The organism is Varibaculum timonense, assembly GCF_027694345.1.
Taxonomy (GTDB): domain Bacteria; phylum Actinomycetota; class Actinomycetes; order Actinomycetales; family Actinomycetaceae; genus Varibaculum; species Varibaculum timonense_A.
Map to the genome: position 1 here is coordinate 214,478 of NZ_JAQEVU010000001.1, position 21,409 is coordinate 235,886.

Below are 21,409 nucleotides of genomic sequence, written 5' to 3' on the forward strand. Positions count from 1 at the left end.
ATTGTGGCGTAGAAATCCCTTTGAACAGCTAATTTGTTTATTTGCGGCGTGGCAGTCGTCGGGAAGTAATCCTTGAAAGGTAAATTGCCATTGTTATGGTAGCGAGAAAAACTAATAAGAATCAGAATTCAGATAGCCCGGAAACCGGTAATTCCCGCTTGCGAGACGGGATAGCTTTTTTACTAATTGCCCTGGCTGCAATGTCGGCTTTAACCGAATGGTTCTCCATGGACGCCCTCGCTACCCGGATGCTCCATCATCTAGCTGCCGGTTTGCTAGGTATCTACAGTATTTTTGCCCCGCTGCTTTTAGTGTGGGCAGCCATTAGCCTGTTCCGTCACCGCGACCCGGAGGGTTCTCAGCTGCACATTCTGGTGGGCACCATTGGAATGGCAGCCGCCCTAAACGGCATCACCCATGTGGCTTGCTCTAGCCCCAATATCAGCAATTTTGCGGCAATTGAGAGCTCGGGCGGTATTTTGGGGTGGTTATTTGGGCATCCGCTCAAAATTATTGTTACTGCGGTAGGGGCGGTAATTCTGCTGGTTTTACTGGGATTATATTCCCTGCTAATCGCCACTAATACTTCTTTGTCTCAGGCTTTTGGAGCAATCAGTAAGCTGTTTCACCGTTTCCAGGACACTGTTAATGAAAAGAAAGACCAAGCGGGCAGTATCAGCGAGAATCAAACAGACGATACCGACCAGACCGGTGGGCAGGACGAGCCGGCTTCTAAGACGACCAGGCGGCTTAAACGTTGGGAACGTCTAGCAGCGCAAGCATCAGACAATGAGGATAACTCCGAATCTGCCACCACGATTCTTCAATCTCCGGAGCAAGCTGCGAAAACCGAAAAACCAGCGCGTACTACCCGGTTAAAGCTACCGGAAGAAACTGCAAAGACCGAAGTGCTAGCAACCCCTAGCGCGCAGGCTACCGATTCAGCTGCGACTGAACAAGTCGAGGAAGATGACTCCCAGCTGCAACTGCCGGGAGCCGGTCAGGCGGGGATAGAACTGGCCGATGGACAAACCTATGACTTACCCAGTGAAGAACTGCTGGTAAAAGGAAAACCACATAAAGTTCGGTCGGAGGCTAATGACCGGGTAGTATCCGCCCTAGAGGCAGTGTTTACCGAGTTCGGGGTGGACGTTTCAGTGACCGGTTTTTCCCGCGGGCCGACCGTAACCCGTTATGAACTTGAACTGGGACCAGGGGTAAAGGTAGAAAAAATTACCAACCTTAAAAATAATATCGCTTACGCGGTAGCCAGTGCTGACGTGCGCATTCTATCCCCGATTCCCGGTAAGAGCGCTATCGGGATTGAGATTCCTAATACCGACCGTGAAATTGTGGTACTGGGTGATGTGCTGCGTTCTGCCGCCGCTCATCAGTCGAGCCATCCGATGCTGGTTGGGGTGGGCAAAGATGTCGAAGGCGGATATGTAGTTACCAACCTGGCTAAGACCCCTCACCTTTTGGTAGCGGGAGCTACCGGTTCTGGTAAATCATCTTTCGTGAACTCGATGATTACCTCTTTATTGATGCGTTCAACTCCGGAACAGGTGCGTTTAATCCTGGTTGATCCTAAACGGGTGGAATTAACTATTTACGAGGGGATTCCGCATCTAATTACCCCGATTATTACCGACCCCAAGAAAGCGGCGGAAGCCCTGGAATGGGCGGTAAAAGAAATGGATCACCGCTACAACGATATGGCCAATTTCGGGCATAAACATATTGTTTCTTTCAATCAGGCAGTTCGGGAAGGAACCGTCATCGCCCCGCCTGGTTCGCAGCGTGAAATCGCAACCTACCCCTATTTATTAATTGTGGTAGATGAGTTAGCCGATTTGATGATGATTGCTCCCCGGGACGTAGAGGCCTCTATCCAGCGGATTACCCAGTTAGGGCGCGCCGCTGGTATTCACCTAGTGGTTGCTACCCAGCGTCCCTCGGTAGATGTTGTAACCGGTATTATTAAAGCCAATATTCCCTCCCGACTGGCTTTTGCGACCTCTTCGATTACTGATTCCCGCACTATTTTGGATCAAGGAGGTGCGGAGGCTCTTATCGGTCAAGGTGACTCTTTGTATCTTCCCGCCGGTACCTCTAAGCCTTTACGTATTCAAGGAGCCTGGGTGGGTGAGGACGAGATTCAAAAAGTAGTTGATGCGGTCAAAGAGCAGATGAGCCCGAAATATCGCGAGGATGTGATTGTCAAGGAGGAAGATAAACCCAAGGTTGCGGAAGATATTGGGGATGATCTTGATGACCTGTTAGAAGCGGCGCAATTGGTGGTAAATACTCAACTGGGCTCTACCTCTATGTTGCAGCGTAAACTGCGGGTAGGTTTTGCGCGTGCCGGCAGGCTAATGGATTTACTGGAGTCTAGGGAAATTGTCGGTCCATCTCGAGGGTCTAAAGCCCGGGAAGTGCTGGTTTCTCCCGAACAGTTACCAGAAGTATTAGCAATGTTGCGAGGGGAGAAACCCTCCGCGAAAGTTGCCGATTCGCCCTCGCCAAATGCGCTAACCAGCGAAGATGTCTCACTTTTGGAAGAAGTTGAGGGTGAAAGCGAGGAAGACGCTTGGGAACTTACTGGGCGCTAAGCACCTATAATGCGGTTTAAGAGCACAAAAATCTATTAGGGTAGTAGTTGATGGAAAGTAAAGATAAGCCTACGGCTTCCCCAACCAGCTGGCAGCAGATAATCCCGAACGTCCTCACAATCGTGCGAATCGTGCTGGTTCCGGTTTTTATTGTGCTGATGATTCTGTATCATTTGCGCGCTTCTACTGTGCTACTAGCCTTCTCGCTGCTAGTTTTCATGGTGGCTGCCTACACGGATCATCTGGATGGAAAACTGGCGCGCCGTTGGCAAGTAGTATCTAACTTTGGAAAACTCCTTGACCCCATTGCTGACAAAGCCCTGATGATTTCGGCTTTTGTCTTACTGTCCCTGTTTCAAAACCTGTGGTGGTGGTTTACCGCAGTAGTGATTTTGCGGGAGCTGGCAGTCACCGGGTTGCGGATGTATTTACTGCGTTCTGGGGAAGTACTTCCCGCCTCCAAGGGGGGCAAGATTAAGACCAGTCTGCAGATTTTAATGGTGTTCCTGTGGATGCTGGCGGGGATTTGTTATCCTCTCCATGCGCAATTGGGAATTTTCATTATGTATTTAGCAATCGCTGCCTTGATTGCTGCCTTCGTAGCTACTGTTCTTTCGGGAATGGTGTATTTCCTAGATGCTCACGATAACCAGAAGAAACAAGCTGAGCATCCAGAAACTGAAAGCAACCCGGAAGATAAACCAGCTCACAGTAGCGATAAACAGCCTGGGGACAAGAATAAAGAATCCCTAAAACCGCAGGAAAAAGCTAGCGATTCTACCTCCGGAGATTGCAACTCCCCCAAAGATTTACCGACCAAGGGCGATAAACCGCTTAGCGATAGCTCCCGGGATTTGGTAAAGAATTCCGTATCTAAGGGCGAGGACGAGGCGAAGTTAGATACTAAAGAAAAGGGGGAGGAAAAAGAAAAAGACTCATCTCCTTCTAGTGAACTGGATTCTGCAGAAAACACCTCGCATAAAGCCGCTTTCCCTTCCCGTAGGCAAAGGCGAGCCAAACAAAAGGCGTCAGGCACAGACCAGGCTGGCTTAGAACGTGGGGACAGTGAACAAGTAACTGGGCTTGACTCCCCTAAGGTCGAAGCTACTTCTATTCCGCATTCGCGCTTCGACGTGCCGGATTTATCGCAAAACTCTGCTCAGGCTGCTAAGAACCACGGGTCAATAGAAATCGAGGAGTCGTCCTCAGAATCTGAGAAACTAGCCGATAAACCCGATAAAGCGGGTAGTGATGATTCGGAAACTAAGAGTCTGTCTACCGAAACTGACCGTGAAGAGACGGCTAAAGAGGCTAAGAGCCGATTTGCGCTTTCGCGTTCCCAGATGCGGCGCAACCATAAAAAGAAATAAGCAGCCAGCTAAATCACATAGCTGTGAACACTCGCACTTTTAGGGAATAACGGAATGAGAACGTAAATAGCGGTGTTGGAATTAATGTAAAGCAAAACGAGGATATGTGACTAGCGATTGCCACGACCAGCTCAAAGCCCGATGAGGCAATCCGCAGATAAGGGGATATGCTATGGATATGACGGAAAAAGATACGGAGAAGAAAACACCGTTGCTGCGTGAAGAGATTGGTCAAGTCTTAAGAATGGTGCGGCGTTCTCAAGGGCGTACTTTACGAGAGGTTTCCACCAGCGCCCAGGTGTCTTTGGGATATCTTTCCGAGGTTGAGCGGGGACAAAAAGAGGCATCTTCAGAGCTTTTGGCTTCAATCTGCAAAGCCTTAGAAGTACCGATGGCAATGGTACTGCGGGAAGTCTCTTTACGGGTTGCGGTAGCCGAGGGGCTTTCGGTGCGTCGTCAGATGCCCGAAGTTCCGGTACATTCGGTAGTCTAGCCAGGTGAAGCGCTCCGAATTTGATTATGCCCTGAAAGCCGTTTTTGGACAGGCTTTCGGGGCATCTTTATTGACTGATTTGTACTTACCCCAGTTGGGGGCTACTCCCGCGCAGGCCTTAGCGGCGGGAAAAGATTTACAACAGATTTGGGATTCATTACTTGTAGAGACTGATAGCGACCCCGAATTGCGTTTTATTCACCGCGCTGACCAGCGAACTTTAGATGAGCTTTGTGCAAAAGGGGTTTTAAGGAAAAAATCCCGGAAATAGCCGGGGCTTTTATTTTTTAAGGACGCAGACCGATTTTTCGGATTGCTCTTGTCGGCGTGCCGAATTTGTCGAACATCTGTTCGCTAGATAAAGTTGTACCCAGGCGCGCAGCCAGCGATTTATCCTCGTCGGATTATCGCCAGGCTGTTAAACGTATCTGGTCGTGCGTAGCGTCAGCTTGGAACCTCGGTGAGGGGAACACCAAGGCAGGGGAAACCCAGACCAGCCTATTAACAGTTCGGAGAGAACCAGAAAGGACTAACTACCATGGCAAAGAAAACTGTAAAACGACAGGTAAATGCGGGTGGCAATCGGGAACAGGCGCTAGACATGGCTCTAGCAGCGATTGATAAACAATTCGGTAAAGGCTCAGTGATGCGCCTAGGGGAGAATACCCATCGTCAGGTAGAGGTCATCTCTACTGGTTCAGTAGCTTTAGATATTGCCCTGGGAGTGGGAGGATTACCCCGGGGGCGAATTATTGAGATTTACGGTCCAGAATCTTCCGGTAAAACCACAGTCGCCCTGCACGCAGTGGCAGCAGCCCAAAGGGCAGGCGGTAACGCCGCCTTTATTGATGCCGAGCACGCCCTCGATCCTGAATATGCGAAAAAACTGGGGGTAAATACTGATGAATTATTAGTATCTCAACCAGACACCGGGGAACAGGCACTAGAAATCGCCGATATGCTGGTACGTTCGGGCGGTATAGATATTTTAGTAATCGACTCGGTAGCGGCGCTAGTTCCCAAAGCGGAAATTGATGGGGAAATGGGGGATTCCCATGTTGGTTTGCAGGCGCGACTAATGAGTCAGGCACTACGTAAAATGACGGGTGCGCTTTCAGCTACTGGTACTACTGCCATTTTCATCAACCAGTTGCGCGAAAAAATCGGGGTTTTCTTCGGATCTCCGGAAACCACTACCGGTGGTAAAGCCTTGAAGTTTTACGCCTCGGTGCGCATTGATGTGCGCCGGATTGAAACCCTCAAGGATTCTTCGGGACCGATTGGTTCTCGTACCCGCGCGAAAGTGGTTAAGAACAAGATGGCTCCCCCTTTCAAGACTGCCGAGTTCGACCTGATGTACGGAGAGGGAATCTCTAGAGAAGCCTCGATTATTGATTTGGCCACCGATTTAGGTATCGTGCGCAAATCTGGGGCTTGGTACACCTACGAGGGCGATCAACTGGGGCAAGGTAAAGAAAACGTTCGCCAATACCTAAAGGATAATGCCGAACTGGCTGGGGAAATAGAGCAGAAGATTCTAAAAGCAGTGGGAATTATCAATGATGAGCCGGCCGATAGTGCCAATGAGGAAACGGCGAAGGCTGGCGATTAACGGCTAATCTTAGCTAAATCCCTATGGTTAGATATTTAGACCCGGAAACTGATTTTGGGATACCGGCCCGGAAGAAAACAGCCTCATCTTTAGCCTCCCGTAGGCAAAAGAATGGGCAGCTTCCGCGCGAACAAGCCCTAGAAGCAGCGCGAGAGCAAGCGTTGCGAGTGCTAGATCGCAACGCTTGCTCTAGTGCCCAGATTCAAAAAAAGCTCTCAGTCGCGGGATTTCAACCGCACATTTGCGAGGAAATCGTTAATCACCTCCTTGAAGTGGGGTTACTAAACGACCGGGAATATGCTGCCATGCTGGTACGAACCCGCTTTCGGGAACGGGGATTAGTAGGGCACGCCCTAATACAAGAGCTAAACCGGAAAGGAATCCCGCCGGCGTTACATCCGCAGGCATTGGCACAAATTGATGCTACGCAGCAAGAAGAAAGGGTAAAGGAGCTGGCAGAAAAGAAGGCGCGCACTCTGGGAAATGTTACCTACCCACAGGCGATGCGCCGTCTTGCTTCCTTTTTGGCACGTAAAGGCTATTCGCCAGCTCAATGTCGTGAAGCTACCCACCAAGTATTGTCTGCTATGGAATTTGACGAAGATTAAACCCCTCCAGCTTGTTAGGTGCAATGATTAAGATATGAACGAAGAACTAGATATACTTGCCCGTCGGTTACTGAAACTACTCAAAGATAATAACTACTCAATTGCCTGTGCAGAATCCCTGACTGCGGGGCTAGTGTGTGCCACCCTTTGCGATATTGCCGGAGCCTCACAGGTAGTAGCTGGTGGGGTAACGACTTACCAGACTCGCACCAAACGGGAAATCCTGGGGGTATCATCATCGCGTCTAGAAGAAACTGGCGCGGTAGATTCGGTGGTGGCTGAACAGATGGCGCAAGGGGCAGCCAGTCTATTTGGCGCTGAGGTAGCGCTGGCAACTACCGGGGTTGCCGGTCCGGGCAGCCAAGATGGTCATTCGGCAGGAACCGTATTTATTTCGGTTATAACTCCCGCCGGGGCAGCAACCACCGAGCTTTCGCTATCGGGAAGCCGTTTACAGATTCGTTTAGCAACGGTAGCAGCGGTTTTAGAACTAGCAATCGCGGCTTTGAGTTAGGGATTTATCCACCGGGCTACTTCCTCAGGTAACCTGGAAAGGTGGCATATGACTATGATGAAGAACTTGAACGGGCGCAAACTACTTTAGAGAAAATCCAGGCGGTTACGGTTCCCGAAAAGCTCCAGGCACAGATAAAGACCCTGGAGCAAGCCAGCACAGACCCTAATCTGTGGGACGACCCTAACCGAGCTCAGGAAATAACCTCGAAGCTATCCCATTTGAAGTCCCGCCTGGGGCAGGTTGATAGGCTCGGTCAAAATCTAGAAGATGCCCTCACCCTAAAAGCAATGGCCGGGGAAGAATTAGGCAGTGACCGCGAAGAAATCCTAGCTGAGTTGCGCGCCCTTTTACGCAAGCTGAACAAAGAATTGGCTGACCTTGAGGTGCATACTTTACTTTCCGGTGAATATGATGAACGCCGCGCGGTGGTCACTATCCGTTCCGGGGTGGGGGGAGTAGATGCTGCCGATTTCGCTCAAATGCTACTTAGAATGTATTTACGCTGGGCAGAACGCCACAATTACCCCACCCAGGTGATGGATACGTCCTATGCAGAAGAAGCCGGGATTAAGTCGGCGACTTTCCAAGTAGACGCGCCCTATGCCTATGGGACTTTATCCGTAGAGGCGGGAACGCACCGTTTGGTGCGACAAAGTCCCTTTGACAACCAGTCACGCCGGCAAACTTCTTTTGCCGCGGTGGAGGTCATTCCCCTAATTGAATCCACTGACCATATCGAGATTCCGGAATCAGATTTGCGAATTGATGTTTTCCGTTCTTCTGGTCCGGGTGGACAATCGGTAAACACCACCGACTCGGCAGTACGAATGACCCATATTCCCACCGGAATAGTGGTCAGTATGCAAAACGAGAAATCTCAGATTCAAAATCGGGCTGCCGCCTTGCGAGTGTTGCAATCCCGACTGCTCCAGTTGCGTCACGAGGAAGAACAGGCAAAGAAAAAAGAGCTGGCCGGAGAAGTTAAAGCCTCTTGGGGTGACCAGATGCGCTCCTATGTGTTACATCCCTACAAAATGGTGAAAGACTTACGTACCTCTCAGGAATCTTCGCAGGTAGATGCGGTGTTGGATGGTGATATTGACGCATTTTTAGATGCCGGGATTCGCTGGCGCAAAGCCAATGAGGAAAGCGAAAACTAGCACGTCAAGACGTTAATATCTGCCTAACCGGCGTGTAAGCGCCAAAGGAAAGCCTCTAGGCGTTATGTTGGTCAGTGCTGGAAACTGCCAACACTTAGTAGGGGATGCATGATTACTTTTGATGACGTCTCGATGGTGTATAAACGGGGGGCTCGCCCTGCTTTAGATCATGTGAGCTGCAATATCGAGCGGGGAGAGTTTGTGTTCCTGGTTGGGAAATCCGGTTCCGGGAAATCAACTTTCATGACTATGATTTACCGCGAAAATTGTCCGTCCGAAGGTACGGTTACGGTACTGGGAAAGGACGTGGGTCGGCTTTCCCGCTGGAAAGTCCCTAAATTGCGCAGACAAATCGGAACAGTTTTCCAGGACTTTAGACTTCTCGATAACAAATCAGTTCAGGCAAATGTTGCCCTAGCAATGCAGGTGATTGGACGTCCTCGCCACGCGATTAAAACCGAAGTCCCCGAGGTGTTATCCCTGGTGGGGCTAGAAGGCAAAGAGAAACGAATGCCTTATGAGCTTTCCGGGGGCGAGCAACAGCGGGTAGCGATTGCCCGCGCAATGGTTAATCGTCCAGAAATCTTGTTGGCAGATGAGCCTACTGGAAACTTAGATCCGAAAACCTCACTGGGGATTATGCGACTGCTGGATCGGATTAACCGCGCCGGAACCACGGTGGTAATGGCAACCCATGATGATGAAATTGTTAATCAAATGCGTAAACGCGTAATTGAATTAGTCGATGGGGAAATTATTCGCGACCAGGATCGCGGCGTGTACGGTTCGAGTCGTAGCTAGGAGAAACAATGCGTTTGCGATTTATTCTTGGTCGGGTGTTTTCTGGTCTAGGCCACAATATGGCAATGACCATTTCAGTAGTGCTAGTAACTTTCATTTCCCTGCTATTTGTGGGCGTGGGCGGTTTATCTCAGATGCAGGTATCCGCTATGCAAAAGGAATGGTACGCAAAGGTAGAAGTGAGCGTTTATATGTGCGCTCAAGATGACCAGGTAGCTAACTGTAACGGACAGGAAGCCACCAAGGAACAGATTCAAGATGTTCGCGACGAGCTAGAGCGTGGAACTTTAGCGGCTTATGTTGATCATTTTGAATTCCAAAACCACGATCAGGTGTATGCGGATTTTCAAAAACAATATGGCGACACCACTTTAGGACAGGCCACGAAGCCAGAGATGCTGCCCGAGGCATTTAGGATTAAATTAAAAAATCCCTCTCAGTATGAGATTGTGTCTGCGCAGCTAGAGGGGCAGCCTGGGGTAGAGCAGGTTCAAGATCAATCACAACTGGTTCAACCTTTAATGAATCTGTTTAACCAGGCAACCCGGATTTCTCTGGGACTAGCCGCGGTAATGGCATTCGCCGCGATTTTGTTGATTGCAACTACTATTCGTCTTTCTGCTATGTCGCGGCAAAAAGAAACCGAGATTATGCGGATGGAAGGGGCTTCTGCTTTATTTATCCAGCTTCCCTTTATGATAGAAGGCGCACTTTGTGCAATTTTAGGTGCGCTTTTAGCTTGTGGAACTTTGTTCGCCGGGGTGAAATATCTTGTTCAAGGGTGGTTACAAAAAACTATTCCCTTTATCCAATTTGTGGGAGTGCGGGAAGTGCTGATTCTATCTGCCGTGATTGTGGGAGCCGCGCTGGTGTTATCAATAATTGCTTCCGTGACTTCTTTGGCTAAATACGCAAAGGTATAGCCATGTTGAAAAGGAAACGGATAGGGACTTTTGCGGTCAGTGTCGGACTGGCACTGGCCATGGTCTTAGTCGGGAACAGTGCCACTACCTTGGCATCTGATCGCAGCGATCAGGTTGATAAGCAGAAAGCCGCATCCGATAGAGCTGCGAAGCTGCGCGCCTCTTTAGAGGACGTGAGTGCAGATTTAGCCGACTCGGTGATTGCCCTTGAGGAAGCGAAAGATGCGCAAACAAAAGCACAAAGTCGCTATGATGAGGCAGCTCGTGTACAGGCGAGTGTCGCGCGAGAGCAAGCCCAGGCGCAAGATAACTTAGAGGTAGCTAGCGCCCAGCTTAAAAGGGTGGAAAAAGCTTTAGCGCTATCGCAAAAGAAAGAGAACGATAACCTGATTAATATCGGGAAAATTGCGCGGCAAACCTACACTAATCCTTCTCTAAATGGCTCTTTTGAGTTTTTTATCTCCGGTAAAAACAGCACTGACCTTAGTACCTATGCTCGTAACGCTTCCTTGGCTACTCAGATTCAATCCGATACTTTAAAGCTGGTACAAGACCAAATCGTGGGACAAAGAAATTCTCAGGCCGAACAGCGTGAGCTTACTTTGCAAGTTCGCAGATTAAAAGAGCAGGCGGATGCGGCTTTGAAAAGTGCCGATGCCGCTAAATCGGAAAAAGCAGACAAACTTGACGAGCTGAATAAAACGGTTGCAGCCAAGGAAAAGCAAGAGCAGGATTTAAATTCAAAGAAAGGCGAGATTGCTAAGCAGTTAGAGCAGGCTGAAAAAGATAAACAGGATGCTCAAAAACGAATCAGTGAGATTGACGCTAAGAACCGTGAAACTAAGGCTGCCGGTAGCGCCGGCACCAGCACCGCTGGTTTTACTACCGGTTCGATTTTCCAAGGTCCGATTAAAGGACAATTGGCGCTGACTTCTCCTTATGGGTATCGCATTCACCCGGTAACTGGACAGCGCCGTCTGCATATGGGAGCCGATATTCATGCGGCCTGTGGTTTACCGCAATACGCAGCAGCTAATGGGACGGTAGTGTCTACCCGCTATGAGGGGACTGGCGGAAACACTGTCACTATTAATCACGGCATGATTGCGGGCAGTTCTTGGGTGAGTGTTTATCGACACATGACGCATTTTGCTTCCAGTCCGGGGCAAAGAGTGTCCAAAGGTCAGCTCATCGGCTATACCGGTGCTACTGGCAGGGTTACCGGCTGTCACGTGCACTTTGAGTTGTGGAAGAATGGCTCGGTAATTAACCCGATACCCTTACCCTAGGAATATGAGGTAGCGTAGAGACGCTATGAGTAAGAAAGCTAAGAATCAGGTTGCCACGGGTGGGAAGAACTCTATACAGATGATTGCCCGCAATAAGAAAGCTTTGCACGATTTTTTCGTCGAGGATACCTATGAGGCTGGGCTGGTACTAACCGGTACCGAGGTTAAATCTTTGCGGATGGGCAGAGCCTCTCTTAGCGAAGCTTGGGTTGAAATTGATCGTGGGGAAGCCTGGCTGCAACATGCCCATATCCCCATGTATATTAATGGCACTTGGACAAACCATACGCCTTTGCGGAAAAGAAAGCTTTTGTTGCATAGACGCGAAATTGAAAAATTAGATTCTCAATCCCAGGCTAAGGGATACACAATCGTCCCTTTGGAACTGTATTTTTCTAAAGGACGAGTCAAAACCAAAATCGCATTAGCTCGCGGTAAGCAAGAATGGGATAAACGCCAGAGCCTGAGGGAACAGCAAGATAAGCGGGAAGCGCAGCGGGTTATGAAAGATTGGAATCGCCGCGGCTAATTACCGGCTGAGATAAGCTAGGTCTCTGACTAGCAGACGCGGCGAGCGCGAGCTTTCCGGCGACGCATACTGCGACGTTCATCTTCGCTCTTGCCACCCCATACGCCGGCATCTTGGTTGTTATCCAGCGCCCAGCTTAAGCAAATGGATTCCACTTCGCAGCGTGCGCAGACCAATTTTGCCCGTTCAGCCTGTGCGATTGCCGGACCGGTGTTTCCGATTGGGAAAAATAGTTCAGGGTCTTCTTCTAGGCAAGCAGCGCGGGAACGCCAATCCATTTACGTCTCCTTTTAATGACTAACTGTAAGTTACGATTTGGGGTTAGCTGTCCGTAGCAACCAAGTCGTAGGACAACTCCTTTAACAGTTACTATTTTTTTGTTTACGAGGGGATAAATCAAGAGGTAAAACAACTTAGATATGATTATTTGCGGTGTAACGTGTCACAAATGGAAAAAACTTGTCAATTTATTTAAAAAATTGCCGTTTGAATGGCTATTCCTTTACCGTTCTTTACTAAAATTCCTCGTCCCGGAATGGGACTCAAACTATCGGGAAGTGCCTGAGAATCCAGGTCTTTAACAAACGGTCTGCATACCCTTCCGTCCCCTAATATCAGTAGAATTGACCGTTGGCGCAGGTCGGCGAGTGACGTTGAGAAAGATGTCTGAACAATCTGGGGGCTGACGGTGGCAATTAGGTGTCTTCGCCCTATCCTTTCGTTGCTAGGGGCGTCCTCCCCAGAGAGAGGCTGCCCTGTTTGGGCAAAATAGGTTTCTTCTACTCTCTTTTCCGTGGGTAGCTGGTCAAGACGCGAATCATTACTGCTTAACCCCTCTAAAACCAGATGGTGTGGCATAAAATGTGACAGCAACCTGGCAGCATTAGTTTTTCCACTTTTAGCCTCCCCAATAATTAGCCAGTCACGTTCAAGGTCAGCCGGTTCTAGCTGCAAATCCCCAGATAATCCAGTGGCGAACACTGCAGGAGAAGAGGAATCATCATTAGAGGTCGGAATAGTGAAATGCTTAGGCAGAGCACAAAGAGACGCTCTTGGGGATGGTAAGAAATGAGCAGGCTGCGCCGGTGGAGGAGACGCAGCCCTAAAAGGCGTGCATTGAGCACTGGGAGAAAATACGAAAACTCCCGCACCGCCTATATGCTCTAACACTTGGGGAGTAAAACCAGCCTGTGCAACTTGGATATGGTCGCGTATTTTCCCAACTATCTGAGTTTTCAAACCCCCAAATAGACGTGAGGAAGCCTGAGACGCCTCGCTAACCACCAGTAAAGAAATTCCCAGGGCTTCGCTTTGGCGGCATAATCTCGATAATAAATCGTGTCCCGAAAGCACCCCGTAGGTTCGCTCTAAACTATCCAGTACGTCCTCACAATCATCAATAATCAGTGTCCCCGATAGCTGTCCCCGGCAAGCCCTTTGTAGGGTTTCCAAGCTTACCTGGGGGCTGGTAGCGATAGTTCCCGGCCAGGAAGCGCGGCTAATAGTGCGAAAGGAAGAACCGAAAAACTCGCGAATAGAAGGACAAATAACATGAACTTCCTCTCCCGCATTAGCCAGCTGTAGTGCCAGCATTAAAGCTAAAGAAGTCCGACCTGAATCCTTTGAACCCACCAGGTGAAGAGAAAAAGGCAGTGAAACCGTTAAAGGAGCAGTGCTTTGAAGGCTGGGATAATCCCCTAAGCCTAAGGTTGCGCCCTTAGAGACAGGGGGCAGTTCAGAAAGGGAGATTTTTTGGGGAAGAGGTGGAGCCCAAGGAATATGAGGCGGGTAGGTAGGTTTCCAGCTCAGGCGGCATAAATGCGTGATAGTTTCAATCTGGGTAGCCTCAGAAATCCAAGCAAATTGTAGGAGCTTTCCCGCGGCTTCCCTCGCAGATTTTATCCAGGCACGTCCAGCAATTGCCGGCAGTTGCGCGCTGCGCCCATCTCCTAGAATGTCGCAAGAATCTGCCGTTTCTAGTACCCGCAAACAAACTCTCAACGCCATATTAGATTTAATCTGACCATCAACTATTCCTGCCGGGCGCTGAGTAGCTAAAACTAAATGAATCCCTAAGCTGCGTCCTAAAGTTGCCAGCCTAATCAAGGAATCCAATAAATCAGGGTGATCGGTAGCTAATACTCTAAACTCATCGACTACCACCACAATCCGAGGGTGAGAGAGAGTTTTGTGTTGCTCCCGATACTTGATTTCTGCGTTTAATGACAATAGGGCACGTCTGGTAAGGGAAGGCTCTAAATCAGTTAAAATCCCTAGGACGTGGGGAAGAGCTTGCAGCTTCTTAAAAGCGTCCCCGCCCTTGTAGTCAATCAACACATATTGCAGTTTGCTGGGAGGATGTGCCAGCGCCATCGAAATTAACCAGGTAGTTAAGGCTGCCGACTTTCCGGAACCGGTAGTACCCGCCAGTAGTGCATGCGGACCGTCTTTTATCAAATCCAAGTAAACAATCTCACTAGCATCTTTAGCCACTGGAGCGCGCAAAGAGTCGGAACGATTCCAAGTGTTTTTGATTTTGGCTATCGGATTTTCGGCTTCCAGTACCTCTTGCCACAAACAACTAAAGGGAACTTGCTGCGGTAGCTGGGTGCTAGCAGCTGTGTTTGTGGTGCTCACCATGAACTGCCACCAAATAGAACTGGGTAAATCTGCATTAAAGGTTGCACGTGACCCCTTAGATACCGGCACTATTCTGTTTGTCCATACGGGAGCTTCGCCGGGTGAATTTGCCCAAGTTACGCAAATGTCCCCAGCTGAAGATAAAGGTGTTCTATCAGGTGGAACCACAATTACCCGGTCACATTTAGCGTGGGCATCCTCAGGATTGATGCTCTCGGGAGGTCTGTGGGGAGCAGAGGAATTAAGGAAACCCAAGCGATATTTAGATTCTTCTTGCCAAGCGATTTGCCCCGCCCACCAAAAGGCGCGCTCACGGGCATATCTACCGGTAAAACAGAGTTTATCTCCACTATGGGCACGAACTACCTGGTGGGGACTTACCCACGCGCCCACTTGCTGATTTGGGTTAGAAGCAAAGGGAGGCGCATTAGGGCAGCTACTTTGAGTAGCGGTCAGTAATAGTTGTGCGGGACTCACTGGACGCGGACGACGATAAAACCAGACCCCGAGGGCAATCAGCAGGCAAACCCCTAAGATAATGCCAGCCCAGGTGCGGGGAATCTGTAGCACCGAGGCTAATGACAATGGTAGGAACAAGAACATCGGTAGAAACAACCACTGTCGCCAAGAGGCAGTATTAAGCTGGGGTCGCGGACGCGCAACAGTGAGCACACGAGGACGTTTGGCAACTTTTAACACCGTGTTTCCTGCTCTAATCCGCGAGGAAGCTCCCAGTTCTTGTTGAAAACGCAACCTAGTGAACGGAGAAACTACGCGGCCGCGAAAAGTGCCATTACTAGAGCCCAAATCACGCACCCAAATCTTCCCTGATTTGTTAATAAAGAGGACGTGCTCGCGCGAAACGGTTTCATCGGCTAACTGGGCTCGTCCTAGGCGGCAGTAGGAATGGTTTAAGGGCAGCACTATCCCGGCAGCCGGGCCGCGCTCTACCTGTAAATGACAGGGAGCTGCCAAGGCATCTTGCACTGATTTGGTTGCCACTTTGTCAATCTAGCTACCAGAGTGCTTTGCTTGCCACCTTTTCTGTATCCCTGTGGATAACTTGATTCTAAAGGAGGGAAACTTTTTAGTTTCTAGATAAAAGGGGAAAATAAAAGCTATGGCGAGCGAATATGAGCATGAACTACTTAAAGCACAAAAACAATGGCAAGACCTGGTTAAACAGATTAATCAAGCCCGAGTTGAATACTATGACCGTGACCGCCCCACCCTCTCCGATGCTCGTTATGATGAGCTATTTCGCCAGTTAGGAGACTTAGAGGGACGATTCCCGCAATTAGTAAACCCAGATTCTCCTACCCAAACCGTAGGGGGGAGTGTGCAAAAAACTTTTTCTTCCGTAACCCATCTAGAGCGGATGGTCTCTCTAGATGACGTGTTTGATACCGAAGAAGTATCGAAATGGTATCAACGAATGTCGCAGGCAACTGGGAAAGAGAATCCTCAGGTTAGCGCGGAAGTAAAAATCGATGGCTTAGCGGTTAATCTTACCTATCGGAATGGGAAACTAGCTCTGGGCGCTACCCGCGGAGACGGCACAGTAGGGGAGGACGTGACTGCTAATATCCTTACCATCAGCAACATTCCCCGAGTTTTAGCCGGGGCAGTTGTGCCGCAGATATGCGAAATCCGCGGGGAAATCTATTTTCCACTGGCGGCTTTCAAACAGTTAAATGAACAGCGCAGCAGGGAATGGGAAGAATACAACCAGGCAAAAAGAGAAGGTAATCTTGTGGCTTGGCGTGCCCAGCGACAAAAAGCTGGTCTTTCCACCAAGGTGGAACCACCTTTCGTTAATCCTCGTAATGCGGCTGCCGGGTCGCTGCGGCAAAAAGATTCGCAAATAACCGCTACTCGTCCTTTAGCATTAATTGCTCACGGAATCGGAAAAGTTAGCTGGAAGCAATCGGATTTAGAAGCAGGCTTTAACCCGCCAGATACCCAAATGCAATGGTACCGCCAGCTTAGACAGTGGGGTTTGCCGGTCAGTAACTACACTAAATCCCTAAGCGGTCTGGCAAATATTCAGCGCTACATTTCGGGCATTGGCAAACAACGTCCCGATATTAGCCACGAAATAGACGGGGTAGTGCTAAAAATAGATGACCTTAAAACCCAAGATGAACTGGGCTTTACCGCGCGTGCTCCGCGCTGGGCGGTTGCCTATAAATTCCCGCCGCAAGAAGTTCACACCAAACTGGTAGATATCCGAGTTGGGGTAGGGCGCACCGGCAGGATAACCCCCTACGGGGTAATGGAAAAAGTGCTGGTAGATGGCTCTAATGTGGAGCGAGCAACCCTGCATAATCCTTATGAGGTGCGCCGGAAGGGCGTGAAAATCGGGGACACCGTGGTGCTACGCAAAGCCGGGGACGTGATTCCCGAGATTGTCTGCCCGGTAGTGGATTTACGAGACGGTAGTGAACGCGAATGGCAAATGCCAAATACCTGTCCCTCCTGCGGTAGCGAAATTCGACCTGAAAAGGACGGAGATAAGGATCTGCGTTGCCCTAATCAGCGCCATTGTCCCGAACAGATAAAAGAACGAGTTATTTTCTTGGCTTCGCGAGGGGCGCTAGACATTGAGGGGCTGGGGGAGCAATCTGCTGCGGCGCTGACTATGCCCGAGGCGGCTCGTCCTCAGGTTATTTCCGCCCTCTCTAAAGGTAACGCAGTAATGGTAGCAGATAGGTTTGTGTATATTCCTGCTGGTGAAAAGATCTTTGAGGCGGATAGTGCTCAAGTTGAATCCCTGCTGCCATTGCCACAAGAAGCAGCCCTGCCTCTAGAATCAAGATTATTTGATTTAGATTCTGACCAGTTACTTACAGTAAAGACCTGGAATCAGAAACTGGTTACTAAAGCTGACCGTCTGAAGCTAAAATCCCAGCTGTTAGCGGAAGGTAAGAACGAAGAAGAAGTCCAAACTTTGGTTCGCCAGCTACTAGGAAGCGGCGAAATCTGGACCTACACCCCCTATTTCGCCAATTCCAGGGGAGAAGAATTATCCCTAGGGGCACGAGGCAAAGTTTTACTAGCAGAACTAGAAAAAGCAAAAACTCAGCCACTTTGGCGGGTATTAGTGGCGTTATCAATCCGGCATCTAGGCCCGCAAGCTGCCCGTACTTTAGCGGCGCGTTTTAATTCAATAGCGGCGATTGGTAACGCTAGCGAGAGCGACCTTACAGTGGTAGACGATATTGGACAAGAGATTGCCTCCTCAATTAAGCGGTGGTTCAGTATAGATTGGCATCTAGAAATCGTAAGTGCCTGGGAAAAAGCCGGGGTGATGATGCGGCAGGAGGAATCCTTAGATTCTCCGCAAACCTTGCAAGGACTAAACGTGGTGGTTTCCGGACGGGTAGAAGGATATACCCGAGACGAGGCAAAAGAAGCCCTAATGAAAGCGGGGGCTAAGTCTGCATCCTCGGTATCAAAAAATACCGACCTGTTGATTTATGGTGAAAAAGCCGGTTCCAAGCTGAAGAAAGCCGGGGAACTGGGAGTTCCCTGCTTACCGCAGCAGTATTTTACTCAGCTTATAAAGGACGGATTACCGGCAACCTTGCAAAAGCTATCGGGCGAGGGCGGGTCTAAAGAAATCACTGCTCCCTCCACTTCTACTGAAGCGGACTCGCCTGCCAGTGGGATAGATTCTCCTGACGTTACCGATAGTCTATTTTGAGCGTCCCTTATAGAAAATCCTCGGTGAAGAGATAGGCTAATTGTTATGTTCAAGATCCCGAAAAAGACCGTTCCGCGCCTAATCAGGGGCTTGAAAATCTTGGGTGCGCTAATCGCGACCTTACAGGCGATTACAGTTAGCGTTATTGTCGCAATCGACCAGTTACGAAAACTACGGCAAACCGGTAAACCGGATGGCTACCCCCGGATTAGCGCCCCCCCAATGCGAGTTGATCGCTCTCGTCTAAACATCTATATGGATGGAGAAACTCTTTATCGCGATATGCTTGCGGCTATCGAGGGCGCGAAAGAGCGGGTATTCTTTGAAACTTTTATCTGGAAATCAGATGAAATCGGACAAGAATTCAAAGATGCCCTGATTCGGGCAGCAGAGCGTGGCGCTGAGGTCTATATAATTTGGGATCGCTTCGGAAACCTGGTGGTAGATCCGCGCTTTTTCCGCTTCCCCCGGCTAAAAAATCTGCACGTCCTGAGATATTCTCTCAAACACACGGCACGTGACCATCGCAAAATTTTGGTAGTAGACTCGCGGATTGGTTTTGTTGGGGGATACAACATTGGTTCCTATTATGTCGATAACCAGTGGCGAGACACTCACCTAAGAATTAAAGGGTCCAATGTTTGGGAGCTGGAGAGTGCTTTTCTTGATTTTTGGAACTATGCCCAAAAGTGGCATTTGCGTTTAAAGAAAGTGCGCGATCCACGGGGCAGGTCATGGAACTCGAAGATTCAGGGCTGCGTAAATGACCCGAAACGACTGCTATTCCCGGTGCGGGGAATGTATGTAAACGCCCTCGATAAAGCGCAAGAATCCGCCTATATTACTTCGGCATATTTCGTGCCCGATCGAGTAATTCAACGTTCTCTGATTGACGCGGCTCGCCGAGGAGTAGACGTAAAAGTACTGGTACCGGCAAAATCTAACCATATTATTGCCGACTGGATTTCTCGTTCTTATCTAACCGACCTGTTAGATAACCAAGTCGAGCTGTGGCTTTATGACAATGTAATGATTCATGCAAAAACCGCCGTTATTGACGGTACCTGGTGCACTATCGGCACTGCTAATATCGACCGGCTGTCGATGACCGGAAATCATGAAATTAATATGTCGATTACTTCACGACAACTATCTGCGCATATGGAGAATATTTTCTTTACCGACCTGTTAAATGCGCGCCAGATTACCCGCCATGAATGGAATCAACGTCCCATGGTGTTTCGAGTAGCAGAGAAACTTTTACGTCCTTTCGCTTTCCTGGTTTAAGCGCAACGCCCCGCACGTTGCGCTAATATGACCGGAACAGTCTTGGGCATTAGACTGGGAATATGTCTACGATTGATAGGGATGAGGTAGTGCGGGTAGCCGCTTTGGCTCGAATTGCACTCACTGAAGAAGAAATAGACCAGTTCGCGGGACAGCTAGAACAGATAGCTAGCGCGGTAGCCACCGTATCTCAGGCAGTAGGTCCAGATACTAAAGCCACCTCCCACCCGATTGAAATGACCAACGTATTACGCCCTGATGTAGTGGGCGATTGCCTGAATCGGGATGAATTATTGGCAGGAGCTCCTCTGGCAGAAGACGGACAGTTCCGCGTACCGCAAATCATTGGGGAGGAGTAACCGTGGAAGATTTCTTGAAACTTTCAGCCCTGCAACTAGCGGAGAAGCTGCGCGCTGGGGAGCTGACCTCCGAGCAGCTAACCCAGGCTTGCTTGAATCGGATTGAACAGTTAAACCCGAAGCTAAACGTGTTTGTGCATTTAGATCCCGAGGGTGCGCTGGAGACTGCTCGCCGCGTGGACAAGGGTCGCCAGAACGGGGAAGAACTGCATCCCCTGGCGGGAGTCCCGATTGCTTTGAAAGACAATATGGTTACCCGCGGACAAGAAACCACCTGTTCGTCAAAGATTTTGGCTGGTTGGAAGCCTCCCTATGATGCGACGGTAGTTACCAAAATCAAGGAGGCGGCTCTACCGATTATTGGTAAAACCAATATGGACGAGTTTGCCATGGGCTCATCTACCGAACATTCTGCCTTCGGCCCTACCCGTAACCCTTGGGATTCTTCTCGGATTCCGGGAGGTTCCGGCGGAGGCTCGGCCGCGGCGGTTGCCTCGTTTATGGTTCCCTTAGCTTTAGGTTCCGATACTGGCGGCTCGATTCGCCAGCCAGGGGCAGTTACCGGCACAGTGGGGGCGAAACCCACCTATGGTGCGGTTTCCCGTTACGGTCTGGTGGCAATGGCGTCCTCGCTAGATCAAATCGGTCCGGTTACCCGCACGGTTGCAGATGCGGCGGCCTTGCAGGAACTGGTGGGCGGTCATGACCCCTTTGACTCTACTTCTTTAGATGAACCAGTTCCGGCTTTGCTAGATGCCGTGAAAGAGTATCAAGGGAAAACAGATTTATCCGGTCTGCGTTTGGGAGTAGTTAAACAGGGCAGTGGTGACGGCTATGAAGAGGACGTGACTGCGGCTTTCCAGGCGACTGTTTCGGCTCTCGAACAGCGCGGAGCTAGCGTTAGCGAAATCGATATGCCTTCTTTCAAATATGCGTTAGCCGCCTATTACTTGATTATGCCCGCAGAGGTTTCTTCAAACTTGGCACGTTTTGACGGGATTCGTTTTGGGATTCGGGTGGAGCCAACCACCGGGCCGGTGACTGCGGAAACCGTTATGGCCGCTACCCGGGAAGCCGGGTTTGGGGCAGAGGTGAAACGCCGAATTATTTTGGGTACTCACGTTTTATCTGCTGGATATTTTGACGCTTATTATGGCAGTGCTCAAAAGGTTCGAACCTTGGTACAAGAAGACTATAACCAGGCGTTCTCGCAGGTAGATGCCTTGGTTTTGCCTACTTCGCCCACTGTTGCTTTTAAGCTGGGGGAAAAGATTTCTGACCCCTTGACTATGTACAATTGTGATATCGCAACTATTCCGGCGAATCTGGCAGGAATCCCCGCAATCAGTGTTCCGATTGGGCTTGACCATCAAGGACTGCCGATTGGTTTCCAGGTAATGGCGCCCCAACGCGCCGATGCCCTCATGTATCAGGTAGCCCAGGCAGCAGTTGAGGCTTGCGGCACCGATGTTCCGGCTGCTTGCCCGGTGAAGTAGAGGAGAA

General features: G+C 49.8%; 18 protein-coding genes. 16 read left to right on the forward strand and 2 right to left on the reverse strand.

Annotation, left to right across the window (positions count from 1 at the left end):
• Positions 1-95 precede the first annotated feature (95 nt).
• From PG728_RS00910 to smpB, 12 genes are all read left to right on the forward strand, one after another.
• Complete coding sequence (locus PG728_RS00910; protein WP_270625182.1) at positions 96-2,612, forward strand: FtsK/SpoIIIE family DNA translocase; 2,517 nt, start codon at positions 96-98, stop codon at positions 2,610-2,612.
• Positions 2,613-2,662: 50 nt separating this feature from the next.
• Positions 2,663-3,982, forward strand: a complete 1,320-nt coding sequence (gene pgsA / locus PG728_RS00915) for a CDP-diacylglycerol--glycerol-3-phosphate 3-phosphatidyltransferase (RefSeq protein WP_270625183.1) — start codon at positions 2,663-2,665, stop codon at positions 3,980-3,982.
• A 172-nt stretch (positions 3,983-4,154) separates the two neighbouring features.
• Complete coding sequence (locus PG728_RS00920; protein ID WP_072509974.1) at positions 4,155-4,475, forward strand: helix-turn-helix domain-containing protein; 321 nt, start codon at positions 4,155-4,157, stop codon at positions 4,473-4,475.
• Positions 4,476-4,479: 4 nt separating this feature from the next.
• Positions 4,480-4,746 (forward strand): DUF3046 domain-containing protein, encoded by a 267-nt coding sequence (locus PG728_RS00925; protein WP_270625184.1) that lies wholly within the window; start codon positions 4,480-4,482, stop codon positions 4,744-4,746.
• Between the two features lie 267 nt (positions 4,747-5,013).
• The gene (gene recA, locus PG728_RS00930) at positions 5,014-6,087 is read left to right on the forward strand and encodes a recombinase RecA (protein WP_270625185.1); all 1,074 of its coding nucleotides are present in this window, start codon (positions 5,014-5,016) and stop codon (positions 6,085-6,087) included.
• A 23-nt stretch (positions 6,088-6,110) separates the two neighbouring features.
• A complete protein-coding gene (locus PG728_RS00935; RefSeq protein ID WP_270625186.1) occupies positions 6,111-6,695 on the forward strand; it encodes a regulatory protein RecX in 585 nt (194 codons plus the stop codon).
• Between the two features lie 34 nt (positions 6,696-6,729).
• On the forward strand, positions 6,730-7,209 hold the full coding sequence (locus tag PG728_RS00940; RefSeq protein WP_270625187.1) for a CinA family protein: 480 nt from the start codon (positions 6,730-6,732) through the stop codon (positions 7,207-7,209).
• Between the two features lie 41 nt (positions 7,210-7,250).
• Positions 7,251-8,372, forward strand: coding sequence for a peptide chain release factor 2 (prfB, locus tag PG728_RS00945; protein WP_270625189.1), 1,122 nt, complete (start codon positions 7,251-7,253; stop codon positions 8,370-8,372).
• A gap of 108 nt (positions 8,373-8,480) precedes the next feature.
• Positions 8,481-9,173 carry a cell division ATP-binding protein FtsE gene (gene ftsE / locus PG728_RS00950; protein WP_072509968.1) on the forward strand — a complete coding sequence of 231 codons (693 nt, stop codon included), beginning with the start codon at positions 8,481-8,483 and terminating at the stop codon, positions 9,171-9,173.
• A gap of 8 nt (positions 9,174-9,181) precedes the next feature.
• On the forward strand, positions 9,182-10,096 hold the full coding sequence (gene ftsX, locus PG728_RS00955; protein ID WP_072509967.1) for a permease-like cell division protein FtsX: 915 nt from the start codon (positions 9,182-9,184) through the stop codon (positions 10,094-10,096).
• A 2-nt stretch (positions 10,097-10,098) separates the two neighbouring features.
• Entirely contained in the window at positions 10,099-11,385 is a 1,287-nt protein-coding gene (locus PG728_RS00960; protein WP_270625190.1) for a peptidoglycan DD-metalloendopeptidase family protein, read from the forward strand.
• Positions 11,386-11,410: 25 nt separating this feature from the next.
• Positions 11,411-11,914, forward strand: a complete 504-nt coding sequence (gene smpB / locus PG728_RS00965; RefSeq protein WP_270625192.1) for an SsrA-binding protein SmpB — start codon at positions 11,411-11,413, stop codon at positions 11,912-11,914.
• A 29-nt stretch (positions 11,915-11,943) separates the two neighbouring features.
• Here the strand turns inward: smpB and PG728_RS00970 are convergent, their stop codons facing one another.
• Complete coding sequence (locus tag PG728_RS00970) at positions 11,944-12,192, reverse strand: WhiB family transcriptional regulator (RefSeq protein ID WP_270625195.1); 249 nt, start codon at positions 12,190-12,192, stop codon at positions 11,944-11,946.
• 193 nt (positions 12,193-12,385) lie between these two features.
• Positions 12,386-15,556 (reverse strand): FtsK/SpoIIIE domain-containing protein, encoded by a 3,171-nt coding sequence (locus PG728_RS00975; protein WP_270625196.1) that lies wholly within the window; start codon positions 15,554-15,556, stop codon positions 12,386-12,388.
• Positions 15,557-15,674: 118 nt separating this feature from the next.
• Between PG728_RS00975 and ligA the strand changes: the two genes are divergently transcribed.
• The 4 genes from ligA (at position 15,675) to gatA (ending at position 21,402) form a co-directional block, all read left to right on the forward strand.
• Positions 15,675-18,260, forward strand: coding sequence for an NAD-dependent DNA ligase LigA (ligA, locus tag PG728_RS00980; protein ID WP_270625198.1), 2,586 nt, complete (start codon positions 15,675-15,677; stop codon positions 18,258-18,260).
• A gap of 45 nt (positions 18,261-18,305) precedes the next feature.
• A complete protein-coding gene (locus PG728_RS00985) occupies positions 18,306-19,547 on the forward strand; it encodes a phospholipase D-like domain-containing protein (RefSeq protein WP_270625200.1) in 1,242 nt (413 codons plus the stop codon).
• Between the two features lie 62 nt (positions 19,548-19,609).
• Positions 19,610-19,906: an Asp-tRNA(Asn)/Glu-tRNA(Gln) amidotransferase subunit GatC gene (gatC, locus tag PG728_RS00990; protein ID WP_270625202.1), complete on the forward strand. Its 297-nt coding sequence runs from the start codon at positions 19,610-19,612 to the stop codon at positions 19,904-19,906.
• A gap of 2 nt (positions 19,907-19,908) precedes the next feature.
• Entirely contained in the window at positions 19,909-21,402 is a 1,494-nt protein-coding gene (gene gatA / locus PG728_RS00995) for an Asp-tRNA(Asn)/Glu-tRNA(Gln) amidotransferase subunit GatA (protein WP_270625204.1), read from the forward strand.
• Positions 21,403-21,409 lie beyond the last annotated feature (7 nt).